11 protein-coding genes are annotated in these 13,602 nt (G+C 53.7%); 10 read left to right on the forward strand and 1 reads right to left on the reverse strand.

Going from position 1 to position 13,602, the window contains the following annotated elements:
- The first annotated feature begins 2 nt into the window (after window positions 1–2).
- The 10 genes from mmsA (at window position 3) to ACRQU7_RS03170 (ending at window position 12,163) form a co-directional block, all read left to right on the forward strand.
- Window positions 3–1,559, forward strand: coding sequence for a multiple monosaccharide ABC transporter ATP-binding protein (gene mmsA / locus ACRQU7_RS03125; RefSeq protein WP_444643619.1), 1,557 nt, complete (start codon window positions 3–5; stop codon window positions 1,557–1,559).
- Window positions 1,556–2,740 (forward strand): multiple monosaccharide ABC transporter permease, encoded by a 1,185-nt coding sequence (mmsB, locus tag ACRQU7_RS03130; RefSeq protein ID WP_444643621.1) that lies wholly within the window; start codon window positions 1,556–1,558, stop codon window positions 2,738–2,740. Before mmsA ends, mmsB begins: the two co-directional genes overlap by 4 nt.
- 96 nt (window positions 2,741–2,836) lie before the next feature.
- A complete protein-coding gene (locus ACRQU7_RS03135; RefSeq protein ID WP_444643623.1) occupies window positions 2,837–3,910 on the forward strand; it encodes a GntR family transcriptional regulator in 1,074 nt (357 codons plus the stop codon).
- A gap of 82 nt (window positions 3,911–3,992) precedes the next feature.
- Window positions 3,993–5,651, forward strand: a complete 1,659-nt coding sequence (gene araB / locus ACRQU7_RS03140; RefSeq protein ID WP_444643625.1) for a ribulokinase — start codon at window positions 3,993–3,995, stop codon at window positions 5,649–5,651.
- Window positions 5,652–5,683: 32 nt separating this feature from the next.
- Window positions 5,684–7,165, forward strand: coding sequence for an L-arabinose isomerase (gene araA / locus ACRQU7_RS03145; RefSeq protein ID WP_444643627.1), 1,482 nt, complete (start codon window positions 5,684–5,686; stop codon window positions 7,163–7,165).
- 20 nt (window positions 7,166–7,185) lie between these two features.
- Entirely contained in the window at window positions 7,186–7,881 is a 696-nt protein-coding gene (gene araD / locus ACRQU7_RS03150) for an L-ribulose-5-phosphate 4-epimerase (RefSeq protein WP_444643629.1), read from the forward strand.
- A gap of 439 nt (window positions 7,882–8,320) precedes the next feature.
- A complete protein-coding gene (locus ACRQU7_RS03155) occupies window positions 8,321–9,397 on the forward strand; it encodes a sulfate ABC transporter substrate-binding protein (protein ID WP_444643631.1) in 1,077 nt (358 codons plus the stop codon).
- A 38-nt stretch (window positions 9,398–9,435) separates the two neighbouring features.
- Window positions 9,436–10,284, forward strand: coding sequence for a sulfate ABC transporter permease subunit CysT (cysT, locus tag ACRQU7_RS03160; RefSeq protein WP_038322464.1), 849 nt, complete (start codon window positions 9,436–9,438; stop codon window positions 10,282–10,284).
- 5 nt (window positions 10,285–10,289) lie between these two features.
- Window positions 10,290–11,099: a sulfate ABC transporter permease subunit CysW gene (gene cysW, locus ACRQU7_RS03165; protein ID WP_141827101.1), complete on the forward strand. Its 810-nt coding sequence runs from the start codon at window positions 10,290–10,292 to the stop codon at window positions 11,097–11,099.
- 5 nt (window positions 11,100–11,104) lie between these two features.
- Window positions 11,105–12,163 carry a sulfate/molybdate ABC transporter ATP-binding protein gene (locus tag ACRQU7_RS03170; RefSeq protein ID WP_444643634.1) on the forward strand — a complete coding sequence of 353 codons (1,059 nt, stop codon included), beginning with the start codon at window positions 11,105–11,107 and terminating at the stop codon, window positions 12,161–12,163.
- A 229-nt stretch (window positions 12,164–12,392) separates the two neighbouring features.
- Here the strand turns inward: ACRQU7_RS03170 and ACRQU7_RS03175 are convergent, their stop codons facing one another.
- Window positions 12,393–13,427 carry a LacI family DNA-binding transcriptional regulator gene (locus tag ACRQU7_RS03175; protein WP_444643636.1) on the reverse strand — a complete coding sequence of 345 codons (1,035 nt, stop codon included), beginning with the start codon at window positions 13,425–13,427 and terminating at the stop codon, window positions 12,393–12,395.
- Window positions 13,428–13,602: the final 175 nt, after the last annotated feature.

The following is a 13,602-nucleotide window of genomic DNA, read 5'->3' on the forward strand; positions in this document are numbered from 1 at the left end:
GCATGGCTGATGTCATCCTGGAAATGAAGCATATCACGAAGGAATTTTCCGGGGTAAAGGCCCTGGACGATGTAAACCTTACGGTGGAGCGAGGCGAGGTTCATGCCCTTTGCGGCGAAAACGGAGCCGGGAAATCCACCCTGATGAACATATTGTCCGCGGTTTACCCCTACGGCGATTATTCCGGTGAAATTATTTATAACGGCGAGGAATGCAAATTCCGCGACATTCGGGACAGTGAGCGGAAGGGCATCGTGATTATCCATCAGGAGCTTGCCTTGAGCCCTTATCTGTCCATCGCGGAAAACGTATTTCTGGGCAACGAAATTACGAATGTAAAAAATGTGATTGATTGGAGCCAGACAAGGCAGAAGGCAAAGGAAATTCTGGAAAAAGTCGGCCTTTCCGACGAAAACGTAAACTTACAGGTCAATAAGCTGAGCGTGGGCAAGCAGCAGCTGGTCGAAATTGCGAAGGCGCTGGCCAAAAAGGTGGAACTGCTGATTCTGGATGAACCCACCGCTTCCCTGAATGATGAGGACAGTAAAAAGCTGCTCAATATTATTCTGGGGCTGAAAGAGCGCGGAATCACCTGCATCATGATTTCTCATAAACTGAACGAGCTCAGTCAGGTAGCGGACAATATTACCGTCATCCGCGACGGCAAAACGATTGAAACGCTGAAGAAAGGACAGGACGACCTGAACGAGGACCGGATCATTAAAGGAATGGTCGGCCGTGAGCTGACGAACCGCTATCCTCCCCGCGAAAGTATGCCGGGCGAGGTTGCGTTTGAGGTCAAAAACTGGACGGTGCACCACCCGGACGATCCCGGACGCGTTATGCTCAAGGACGTCAATTTCAATGTCAGGAAGGGCGAAGTGGTCGGTTTTGCGGGTCTGATGGGCGCCGGACGCACGGAGCTCGCGATGAGCATTTTTGGAAGATCCTATGGAAGCAAAATTTCCGGAGAGGTCTATAAAGACGGAAAGAAGCTCATTCTGCGCGATGTCCAGGATGCGATCCGCAACGGGATTGCCTACGCTTCGGAGGACCGGAAAAATTACGGGTTGGTTCTGATCAACGACGTTCGCTGGAACATGACGCTTTCGAGCCTGCGCGACCGCTTTTCCAGGAATTGGGTAATCGACCAGAACGAAGAAATCGTGGCTGCAGAAGAATACCGCGGAAAGCTCAATATCAAAACGAATTCCATCAGGCAGATCACGGGTTCGCTCTCCGGTGGAAATCAGCAGAAGGTCGTTCTTTCCAAATGGATTCTTGCCAACCCCGACATCCTGATTCTGGATGAACCGACACGCGGAATCGATGTAGGGGCGAAATATGAAATTTATGAGATTATCAACGACCTTGCGAAAGCGGGCAAGGCGGTTATCTTTATTTCCTCCGAAATGCCGGAGCTTCTCGGCGTCTGCGACCGGATTTATGTCCTGAACCAGGGCGAAATAGCCGGTGAATTGGATAAGGGAGATTTTTCTCAGGAAATGATTATGAAAATCATTATGTCACATACCAGAAGGGAGAAGCAGGCGATATGAGTACTTCAAGTCTTGCAAAGAAAAAATCCAGCAGTACAAATGCAAAGCAATACGGAATGCTGATTGCCCTCATTTTAATTTATTTTATCTTTAATCTGCTTTCGGGCGGTAAAAATGTCAGCCCGATGAACGTTAACAACCTGATTATGCAGAACAGCTACGTTGTTATCCTTGCGGTCGGTATGCTGCTCTGTGTATTGACCGGCAACGTGGACCTGTCCGTCGGCTCCGTGGTTGCCTTTACCGGCGCCGCGTGCGCCATTATGGTTCTGGACCTTCATCTTCCGATTGGCCTTGCATTTTTGGTGATTCTGCTGTGCGGCCTTCTGGTAGGTGCGTGGCAGGGGTTCTTTATCGCGTATCTGAATGTTCCGGCATTCGTCGTGACCCTTGCAAACATGCTGATTTTCCGCGGTCTTACCATGGTGATCCTCGGCGGTCAGACAAAGGGTCCTCTGCCCACGGATTACGTACAGATCGGCGCAGGCTATCTTCCCGAAATCTATACCTATATCGGCGGCCAAAAGATCGAGCTGCTTTCGATTCTGGCCGGTGTGGCTGCCTCCCTGATCGTCATTTATCTGGAAATCCGTTCCATCAACAAGAAAAAATCCTACGGATTTGAAGTGCCTGCCGTATGGCAGGAGATTGTGAAGCTTGCCGTAATTATTTTGATTATTAACTTCTTTACCATCAAGCTTGCCTGTTACAACGGACTTCCGGTTGTTCTTGCGCTGATGCTGGTGCTGATTATCATCTACACCTTCGTTACCAACAACACGGTTCCCGGCCGCCAGATTTACGCGGTGGGCGGCAATGCGAAAGCGGCAAAGCTTTCCGGTATCAAAACCCAGCGCGTGATGTTCTGGATTTACGTGAGCATGGGCCTGATGAGTGCTTTGGCCGGCATCGTCCTCTCCGCCAGAAATGCGTCTGCCACGCCGAAAGCGGGCGATGGTTTCGAGCTTGACGCCATCGCATCCTGTTACATAGGCGGCGCGGCCGCGCTTGGCGGAAGCGGAACCATTATCGGTGCGGTCGTCGGCGCTCTGATCATGGGCGTGCTGAACAACGGGATGTCGCTGATCGGCTGGTCCGTCGATATCCAGAGGGTCGTGAAGGGCCTTGTCCTTCTGGGCGCTGTCACAATCGACCTGATTTCGAAAAAGAAGGCTTCCTGATTTGTCTGCCAGTGCTGTTCAGATGTATTGACAATTTATACAAGGTTCATGTATCATAATTTCAAAATATAACGGAAAAAGGAAGGCAGCACTGCGATGGAAATGCCAAAATATATGACTCTGGTCACTTGGATCAAAAATAAAATCGAAACGGGAGAGCTCAAATACGGGGAAAAGCTGTATTCCGAAAACGAGCTGGGCGCAATGTTCGGAATCAGCCGGCAGACGGTCCGTCAGGCAATCAATATTCTGGTGCAGGACAAATATCTTGAAAGCAGGCAGGGCAGCGGCACTTATATCATTTTCAACGCGTCGGCCAAACGGGAACCCACTATGACCATCGGTGTGGTCACCACTTATGTGGGCGCGTATATTTTTCCTCAGATTATCCGCGGCATTGAAAATGTATTGACAACGGCCGGGTACTCCATGCAGCTTGCCTTTACGCACAATAAGGTTCAGAACGAAAGCAGAGTCCTGCGCTCCATGCTGGAAAAGGGTGTGGACGGGATGATTATTGAGCCAACCCAGAGCGGCCTGCCGAATCCGAATTCTGAGATTTATGAGGAAATCCAGCGGCAGAGGATTCCGGTGCTGTTTATCAACAGCAGTTACCCGGGCATTAAGATACCGCATGTATCCATGAACGACCGCACGGCCGGCCTGATTGCCGCGCAGTACCTGATCGATGCGGGCCACAAGCGGATTGCTGGCATTTTTAAGTCGGATGACCACCAGGGGCATTTGCGCTATGCCGGGTATTTGGACGCCCTGCTGAAAGCGGGGTATGAAATCCATGATGAAAACGTGCTCTGGTATTCTACGGAGGATATTCCCGACCTTACGCAGTTTGCGGAAATCGTCCTCCGGCGTGTAAAAGACTGCACCGCTCTGATTTGCTACAACGACGAGATCGCCATGCAGATGGTGGACATTATGAAGAAAAACGGCATTGCGGTTCCGGGTGACCTGTCTCTGGTAAGTATTGATAATTCCGATCTTGCGGATCTTTGTGAGGTTCCGTTTACCTCGGTCGCACACCCCATGAATGTACTGGGCGAAACCGCGGCGCGAAACCTGCTGCACCTGATTCAGGACCATGCATTTAAGGCCACGGTCGATTTTGAACCGACGATCGTAGAACGCAAGTCCGTCAGAGTGCTCAAATAAGACAGAAGACAGAAAGGGGCTGAGAAGCCTCTCTGTTTTCGACAAAGTTGTACGTACATTTTTTACGATGGAGGATGTTGTTATGTCAAAATATACAATAGGAGTTGACTATGGCACACTTTCCGGCCGGGCGGTTCTGGTGGATGTTCAGACCGGGAAAGAACTTGCTTCTTCCGTTTACGAGTATCCTCATGGGGTAATGGATAAAAATCTGCCGGACGGAACGCCGCTCGGCCATGACTGGGCGCTGCAGGACGCGCAGGATTACCTTGACGTGCTGGCAAATACGGTTCCGGCCATCCTCAGGGAATCCGGTGTGTCCCCGGACGATGTGATCGGAATCGGCACGGATTTTACGGCCTGCACCGTTCTGCCGGTTAAGGCGGACGGAACGCCGGTAAGCTTTCTTCCGGCGTACAGAAACCGCCCGCACGCCTATGTCAAGCTCTGGAAGCACCACGCCGCGCAGGATAGGGCAAACCGCCTGAATGAAATCGCGGCGGCAAGAAACGAGCCGTGGCTGAAAAACTACGGCGGAAAAATTTCTTCCGAATGGGCAATCCCAAAGATCTGGCAGATCGTTGAAGAGGACCCCGGAATCTATGACGCGATGGACCGTTTTATTGAAGCGGCGGACTGGATTATCTGGCAGCTCTGCGGAAAAGAGACCCGCAATTCCTGCACCGCGGGCTACAAGGAAATCTGGAACAAGCGCACGGGCTTCCCCTCCGATGACTTTTTCAAGGCCCTTCATCCAAAGCTGGAGCATGTGGTGGAGGAAAAGCTCTCCCGTGACATTCTTCCGCTCGGGGATAGGGCGGGCACGCTGACCCCGGCGGCGGCAAAGCTCACCGGCCTGAGGGAGGGTACCGCGGTCGCCGTAGGCAACGTGGACGCGCATGTGTGCGTGCCCGCGGTCGGAATCGACGGGCCGTCCAAAATGCTGGCCATTATGGGCACCTCCACCTGCCATATTATGATGGGCGAAGAGGAGCACCAGGTGCCGGGAATGTGCGGCGTGGTGGAAGACGGCGTCATGCCGGGCTATTTCGGCTATGAGGCCGGGCAGTCCTGCGTCGGGGACCATTTCGCGTGGTTTATCGACAACTGCCTGCCTGCTTCCTATTGGGAAGAAGCGAACCGGCAAAACAAAAATATTCATCAGTACCTGCGGGAAAAGGCGGAAAAGCTGCGTCCCGGGCAAAGTGGCCTGCTTGCTTTGGACTGGTGGAACGGAAACCGTTCGGTTCTGGTCGACGTCGACCTGAGCGGTATGATGGTCGGAATGACGCTCCGGACCAAACCGGAGGAAATTTACCGCGCGCTGATTGAGGCGACCGCCTACGGTACGCGTATGATTATTGAAAATTACCGTGAGCATGGCGTTCCGGTCGAGGAGTTTTACGCTTCCGGCGGGATTTCACAAAAGGACCCAATGACCATGCAGATTTACGCGGATGTAATTAAAATGCCCGTGAAGATTGCGGGTTCCCTTCAGGGGCCCGCGCTCGGTTCCGCCATTTTCGCTTCCGTGGCGGCGGGAAAGAAAGTCGGCGGCTACGACAGCGTATTTGAAGCGGCCCGCGCAATGGGAAAAATCAAAGACACCGTCTATGCTCCGATCCCCGAAAATTCGGAGCGTTACGACGCGCTGTTCCGGGAATACCGCACCCTGCACGACTATTTCGGGCGCGGTGAAAATGATGTGATGAAGCACCTGAAAGCAATGAAGCAAAAATAATCTTTAAAATTAGGAATAATCGGAGGATACATATGTCAGCTTTAAAAAAATACGAATTCTGGTTTGTGGTTGGAAGCCAGGACCTTTACGGAGAAGATGTGCTGAAAACCGTCGATCAGCATTCCAAAATCATGGTAGACGAGTGGAACGCGGACCCGTCCATCCCCTGCACCCTGGTTTTTAAGCCCGTGGTGCGCAATTCCGATGAAATCTATAAGGTGATCACAGAGGCAAACAACGCTCCCCGGTGTGCGGGCATTATTACCTGGATGCATACCTTTTCTCCGTCAAAGATGTGGATCCGCGGCTTTTCCGTCCTGCAGAAGCCGCTGCTGCACATCAATACCCAGTTCAACCGCGACATCCCGTGGGAAAGCATCGACATGGATTTCATGAATCTGAACCAGTCCGCCCACGGCGACAGGGAGCATGGGTTTATCCTTGCGCGTATGCGTATTCCGCAGAAGGTCATTTCCGGCTATTGGAAGGATGCCGGGATGCGTGACCGTATGGCTCGCTGGATGCGCGCGGCGGTCGGCGCGTTTGAAAGCCGCAGGCTCCGCGTGCTCCGTATCAGCGACAATATGCGCGAAGTGGCCGTAACGGACGGCGACAAGGTGGAGGCGCACATCAAATTCGGCTGGCAGGTCGACCATTACGGCGTCGGCGATATCATCCGCATGGTGGAAGCCGTTACCGAGAAGGAAATCGACGCCCAGATGGAGCAATACGCCGAAGTTTACGATATGGCAACGGAGAATCTCGAAGCCGTGCGCTATCAGGCGCGGGAAGAGGTCGCGCTTCGGAAGTTCATGGAAGAAGAAAAGTTCGGCGCTTTCCACACCAATTTTCAGGATTTGCAGCAGCTCCGCCAGCTGCCCGGTCTCGCCGCGCAGGATTTGATGCGCCTGGGCTACGGGTTCGCCGGGGAAGGCGACTGGAAAACCGCGGCTCTCTGCCGCATTATGAAGCTCATGGCGGCCGACTGCACGGGCGGTACGGCGTTTATGGAGGATTACACTTACAACTTTGACCCGGAGTGCGGCATGAACATGGGCGCCCATATGCTGGAAGTGTGCCCGAGTGTCGCCGCGGAGCGCCCGAAAATCAAGGTGGTTCCTCTTGGAATCGGCGACCGCGAGGACCCGGCGCGCCTGACCTTCAAAGCCAAGTCAGGCCCGGCGGTGCTTGCGACGATCATTGATATGGGCGACCGGTTCCGCATGATCGTCAACGATGTGGAATGCCAGGAGCAGGTTCACGAAATGCCGAACCTCCCGGTGGCCGCCGTTCTCTGGAAGCCGCTCCCAAGCCTTGAAACCTCCGCGGAAGCGTGGATTTACGCGGGCGGCGCGCACCATTCCGTCATCAGCTATTCGCTTACGGCGGAAGAGCTGCGCGATTTCGCTGAAATCATGGATATTGAGTTTATTCACATCGGCAGAGAAACCGAGATCAACGAGCTTCGCAAGGAACTCACCTGGAACGATCTGATCTGGAAGCTCAAAAAGTAATCCGGAAGGGATGAGGACGAATGCTGGAAGAATTGAAGGAACAGGTCTGCGAGGCGAACCGTCAGCTCCCCGCCCACAATCTGGTGGTGTTCACCTGGGGGAATGTTTCCGGAATCGACCGGGAATCCGGGCTGTTTGTCATTAAACCCTCCGGCGTGGAATACGACAGGCTCAAACCGAAGGATATGGTCGTGATGAGCCTGGACGGGGAAAAGGTGGAGGGCGAACTGAATCCCTCCTCCGACACGCCGACGCACTGCGTCCTGTATCGGAATTTCTCCGCGATCGGCGGAATTGTCCATACCCACTCCCGATGGGCGACCATCTGGGCGCAGGCGGGACAGTCCATTCCGGCTTACGGTACCACGCACGGCGACTATTTTTACGGGCCGATCCCCTGTACCAGAAAAATGACCCCGGAAGAAATCGCGGGCGCCTATGAAACGGAAACCGGCAATGTGATTGTGGAAACATTTCAAAAAGCGGATCCCGCCGATATCCCCGCCGTTCTGGTGCATTCCCACGGGCCTTTTACCTGGGGCAGGGACTGCTTTGAGGCGGTGCACAATTCCGTAGTGCTGGAAGAATTGGCCATGATGGCCTGGCACACCCAGGAGATGGCAGAGGCCCAGGACGGGCCGATGCAGCAGGAACTGCTTGACAAACATTTCTTGCGCAAGCATGGGGCGCACGCGTATTACGGACAAAATCGCTAACAAGAACCTTTTTCAATACTTTCCTCCCTGGCCATGGCGAATTCGCCATGGCCTTTCTTTATAGGTCACTTCGGGAACGGAATCAGGTTGCCTGCCGGGGACGCCGGTTAGGGGCTTCCGTAAAAGTACAGTTTCATGCGAGGGAAGCCGAGGCATCGGGACATCAGAACCAGGCACTTTATGACAGTACCGCGCAAACGATTGCTTAATTTCCCGTTGCAGAACCGGAAGCATTAGGGTATTATAAAACAATACTATACATATCAATTATATATGTATTAAGAGGTAAGGGTGATACTCATGCTGAACAGAAGCAACCTGCGTATCCCGGTTCGTTTTCGATGTTGCACGGATTTGGAAGGATAGATCATGTGATGCGGCAATCACCTCCAAATCCGGTTTGCAAACAATCTAAAACGATGAAATGAGGGATATTTCTATGAAACATACATTTTCTTTTAGAAAAACACTGGCTCTGGCAATCGCCCTGGCCACGGTTGCGGGAACTCTGGCTGGCTGCGCCGGGAATAATTCTCCCGCGGCCTCTTCCGTAAATTCTTCCGCGGCCGCCGCGTCTTCCGCCAAGCCGGTGGCCATCTCCAATGTTTCCTACGACCCTACCCGCGAGCTTTACGAGCAGTACAACAAGCTTTTCCAGGAATACTGGGAGAAAGAGAAGGGGCAGAAGGTGGAAATCACCCAGTCACACGGCGGTTCCGGCAAACAGGCCCGTTCGGTGCTGGAAGGCAACGAGGCCGACGTGGTTACGCTGGCGCTTGAGGGTGATGTGGATGAATTGCGCAAAGGCGGCCTGATTGAGGACGGCTGGGTGAATGAATTCCCGAAGAACAGCGCACCCTACACCTCCACCATCGTCTTTTTGGTCCGCAAGGGCAACCCAAAAAATCTGAAGGATTGGGACGATCTTGTGAAACCCGGCGTGGAAGTCATCACCCCCGATCCCAAGAGCTCCGGCGGCGCGCGTTGGAATTTTCTGGCGGCCTGGGCATATGCGGATAAGAAATTCGGCGGAGACGAAGCCAAAGACCAGGAATTTCTGAAATCGCTGTACGCCAACGTGACCGTGCTGGATTCCGGCGCCCGCGGCGCCACCACCACCTTTGTGGAAAACGGGCAGGGAGATGTGCTGCTGGCTTGGGAGAACGAGGCCTTCCTTTCCCAGAAAGAGCATCCGGATGATTTTGAGATCATCACCCCGTCCCTGAGCATTCTTGCCCAGCCGTCGGTCGCGGTAGTGGATGCCAACGCCAAAAAGCACGGCACTGAGGAAGTTTCCAAAGCGTATCTGGAATACCTTTATTCGGACGATGCACAGCGCCTGGAGGGTAAAAACTACTACCGCCCCTCCAACCCCGACATTCTGAAGGAATTCGGCGACACTTTTAATCTGAATATCGAGATGGTCAACATCGACGACGATTTCGGAGGCTGGGAAAAAGCGGCCGGGAAGTTCTTTGCGGACGGTGCGATCTTCGACCAGATTTATAAAAAATAGTGATTCATTTACGATTACCGATCATAGGGGGCCTGCAAATGTTTCCTTTGAAAAAGCGTTCCAGAAAGCGACAAAATAATATCATACCGGGTTTTCGGCTCTCCATGGGGATTACCGTCACCATGCTCAGCCTGATTGTGCTGATTCCCCTGTGTTCGGTTTTTTTGACCCTTTCGGGTACGACCTTCGCTGATTTTTGGCGGGTGATCACCGACAAGCAGACGGTGGCTACCTATCGGGTGAGCCTGTCCTGCGCGGCCATTGCCGCCGTGGTCAACGCGGTTTTCGGGATTCTCCTCGCGTGGATTCTGACCCGCTATGAATTCCCGTTCCGGCGGGTGCTGGACGGCCTGATCGAACTGCCCTTCGCCCTGCCCACCGCGGTGGCCGGCATCTCGCTGACCACCCTGTATTCCGACAAAGGGTGGATCGGCCGGTTGTTTGACCGGATCGGCGTCAAAATTTCTTACACGACCGTCGGTATTGTGATTGCCATGATTTTTATCGGCATCCCCTTTGTAGTGCGCTCTATCCAGCCGGTGCTGGAAAAGCTGAACCCGCAGTACGAGGAAGCGGCCTTGGTGCTGGGGGCCAGCCGCTCCCGCATCTTTTTTAAGGTGGTGTTCCCGGAAATTCTGCCCGCCACCCTGACCGGGTTCGGGCTGGCCTTTGCCCGCTGTATCGGGGAATACGGCAGCGTGGTGTTTATCGCGGGGAACATCCCCTATAAAACGCAGATTACGCCGCTGATTATCATGAATAAGCTGGAACAGTTCAACTACGCCGCCGCCACCTCCATCGCGCTGGTCATGATTGTATTCGCCTTTGTTCTGCTGTTCGGCATCAATCTGCTCCAGGCCAGAATCAATAAAATCGCAAGGGGGTAAACCGGATGAAACAAAAAATGATCAAAGGGACCCTCATCCTGCTGGGAGGGACATTTCTGGTCGTTATGCTGGTCCTGCCCCTTGCCACCGTGCTGGTCTATGCCCTGCGGCAGGGCTGGGAGACCTTTTCCAAGTCCATTACCGACGAGTACGCGGTCAAGGCGCTGCAGCTGACTCTGCTGACGACCGGGATTACGATTGTTGTCAACACGGTGTTCGGCATCTTCGCGGCGTGGACAATCACCAAATTCCGCTTTCGGGGAAAGCAGACGCTCACCACCCTGATCGACATTCCCTTTTCCATTTCGCCCGTCATCGCGGGGTTGGTGTTCATTCTCGTGTTCGGTCGGATCGGCTGGGCCTATCCGCTTTTGGAAGCGATGAATCTCAAAATTGTGTTTGCCGTGCCCGGCATCGTGCTGGCCACGATTTTTGTTACCTTCCCCTTTGTGTCCCGCGAGCTGATTCCTTTGATGCAGGCTCAGGGCAATGAAGAGGAGGAGGCCGCCGCGCTGATGGGGGCCAAAGGCTTCTCCATTTTCCGCAGGGTCACTTTTCCCCATATCAAATGGGCGCTGTTATACGGCGTGATTCTCTGTACCGCCCGGAGCCTGGGCGAATTTGGCGCAGTATCGGTGGTATCCGGACATCTGCGGGGCAAAACCAACACCCTCCCGCTTCATGTGGAGATTCTGTTCAATGAATTCCAGCTGACGGCCGCCTTTGCCGTTTCCTCCATTTTGGTCCTGATCGCGGTAATCATCCTTATTCTGCGCAATATCGTAGAACACCGCATCAAGAGAGAGAAGAGGTAAGCAATATGTATGTGGAGCTTCAGAATATCAATAAAAAATTCGGCGGGTTTCAGGCGGCGGACAATGTCAGCTTTTCCATTGAACAGGGCAAACTGATCGGGCTGCTCGGTCCTTCCGGCAGCGGAAAGACCACCCTCCTGCGTATCATCGCCGGGCTCGAAACGCCGGACAGCGGCACCATCGTCATTGACGGCCAGCGGGTAAACGACCTGCCCGCCAGCGAACGGGGAATCGGCTTTGTGTTCCAGAATTATGCGCTTTTTCGCTACATGACGGTGTTCGACAACATTGCCTTTGGGCTTGAGGTGCAGAAGAAAGACAAGGCGTATATCAAAGAGAGGGTCGGTGAGCTGATTCGGCTGATTGGGCTGGAGGGCCTGGAAAAGCGCCGCCCGCACCAGCTTTCCGGCGGGCAGAAGCAGCGGGTGGCCTTCGCCCGCGCGCTGGCGCCAATGCCCCATCTGCTGCTGCTCGACGAACCCTTTGCCGCCATTGACGCCAAGGTCCGCAAGGAACTGCGCACCTGGCTGAGAGAGACCATCAACAAGGTGGGCATCACCAGCATCTTCGTCACCCACGACCAGGAAGAGGCGGTGGAGGTTGCGGATGAAATCATCATCACCAACAAAGGGCGAATCGAGCAGATCGGAACGCCGGTAGACATTTACAAGAATCCCGCTACCCCCTTTGCCTCAAAATTCATTGGGGAATCGATCGTCGTGGAAGATTACGGCAGGTTCCACGGGTTTGAAACCAATGAAGGCTATGCCACAGCCGTGCTCCGGCCCGAATTTGTGCACGTCACGAAGGTGGATAAGGAGCTTTATCCCCACGCCTCGGAGCGCGGGACGGTGGAAGACATTTTCTTTCGCGGCAATGTGCTGGAGCTGCGGGTGAACGTCGGCGGCGAAAAGCTGATCGCCTACCGTTCTCTGGAGGACGACCCGCTCACCGCGGGCGAGGAGGTCAGCGTTTTGATTTACCGGCTGTATCTCTATAACGACCGGCAGGTCCAGCTGGTGGAAAACGCATCCTTAAATAACGAACAGACATTTTACATTTAAAGCCGCCCTTCCCCGCGGGCGGACGATTCCCGGCAGCAGCAAAGCCCGGCCCTGCCGGTCGAAGCGGCGCCGTTGAGCCGGCTGACTGAAAGTGTTCTGTCACAAACTAAGCTGTACAAAAATGCACCTTGATTTGGCTTGTCGTCAGCCGTACCAAGGTGCATTTCTGATTTTCAGGCGTTTTTGGGAATCGCTGCCGCATTTCGGCGCTGCTGTACGCGGGGAAGCGTCATATGCAGATTTCTGCATTTAAATTTGCAACGCTCTCCCGGATCGCCAGCTTGTTCGGCAAAAAAATTTTCAAAGGCAGCCTGTGCCGTTTCTGGATTCTGTTGATGAGAATCTGCACCGCCACATTGCCCATTTCGACGATGGGCATCCCCACGGTAGTCAGCATCGGGGAAACGTATCCGGACAGTTCAATATTATCCATGCTGATGACGGAAAGCTGTTCCGGGACCTTGATTTTCGCCTCTGTAAAACGGCGCAGGGCGGCAATTGCGACCATGTCGGTTGCGCAGAAAACAGCGGTGGGAAGCGGACTGGCTGTTCTGAGCAGATGCTCCGCTCCCTGATATCCTCCGGCTCCGTTTTGCGGGCAGTTGCTGATCAAGCCTGCGGAGCAATCCAGTCCATGTTCATGGAGCGTATCGAGATACGCCCGGTATCGGACCTCGTTTGCAATCTCGCCAATATAGCCGATCCGCCGGTGACCGCAGGAAATCAGGTGCTTCATCGCAATCTGTGTCGCCTCGTATCCGTCGCAGATGACCTGATCGCAGCCGGCGGAGATGATGTTGCGGCCCACGTAGACAAGGTTCCGATAGTGCTTTTCCAGAAAGCCGATATAGTCGCTGCTGAACCGTCCCAGAACAATGGCTCCGTCCGCTTTGAACAGCTCGATTTTCTCCGGCACGGTCGTTTTGATATCGAAAACCGAATAGGAAAGCCGTACGGGATAGCCCCATTCCATCGCCTGCTGTTCGATGACCCTTGCGAGCTGCGCAAAAAAAGGATCGTCGTCGATTGTTTTCGTTCTGCCCAAAATGCAGGCTACCGCACCGGCAGGCGCTTTGGGCGCCCTCGTTCTTCCCTGTTTCAGCTCCCGGGCGCTCTGATTGGGCGTGTAGCCTGTTTCCCTGATAATCGACCAGACCCGGTCCCGTACTTCCTTGCGGGCAAAGCTGTCGTCCGGGGAGTTGATAATCCGTGATACGGTCGAAACAGATACCCCGGCTTTTGCCGCGATTTCTTTCAATGTCAACTGGATTCCTCCTTTCCATTCATAAATACATATTAAAATTATATGTTTAATATAATACTTGTTTTCCATTAAAATTGCAAGCGGAAAACCGGAAAACGTTTGCGCTGATTTGCGCTTTGAATGGTACAGATTTTTTGTGTAACGTTTGCGGAATCGGCGCTGGCTTTTTCGGCGT

Origin of the sequence: Caproiciproducens puteiluti, from assembly GCF_052442865.1 — a bacterium.
Lineage (GTDB): Bacteria > Bacillota > Clostridia > Oscillospirales > Acutalibacteraceae > Caproiciproducens.

Bases quoted from the DNA above. Each gene is read 5' to 3' on its own strand.
- mmsA (WP_444643619.1), top strand. From the start codon at position 3: ATGGCTGATGTCATCCTGGAAATGAAGCATATCACGAAGGAATTTTCC.
- mmsB (WP_444643621.1), top strand. From the start codon at position 1,556: ATGAGTACTTCAAGTCTTGCAAAGAAAAAATCCAGCAGTACAAATGCA.
- ACRQU7_RS03135 (WP_444643623.1), top strand. From the start codon at position 2,837: ATGGAAATGCCAAAATATATGACTCTGGTCACTTGGATCAAAAATAAA.
- araB (WP_444643625.1), top strand. From the start codon at position 3,993: ATGTCAAAATATACAATAGGAGTTGACTATGGCACACTTTCCGGCCGG.
- araA (WP_444643627.1), top strand. From the start codon at position 5,684: ATGTCAGCTTTAAAAAAATACGAATTCTGGTTTGTGGTTGGAAGCCAG.
- araD (WP_444643629.1), top strand. From the start codon at position 7,186: ATGCTGGAAGAATTGAAGGAACAGGTCTGCGAGGCGAACCGTCAGCTC.
- ACRQU7_RS03155 (WP_444643631.1), top strand. From the start codon at position 8,321: ATGAAACATACATTTTCTTTTAGAAAAACACTGGCTCTGGCAATCGCC.
- cysT (WP_038322464.1), top strand. From the start codon at position 9,436: ATGTTTCCTTTGAAAAAGCGTTCCAGAAAGCGACAAAATAATATCATA.
- cysW (WP_141827101.1), top strand. From the start codon at position 10,290: ATGAAACAAAAAATGATCAAAGGGACCCTCATCCTGCTGGGAGGGACA.
- ACRQU7_RS03170 (WP_444643634.1), top strand. From the start codon at position 11,105: ATGTATGTGGAGCTTCAGAATATCAATAAAAAATTCGGCGGGTTTCAG.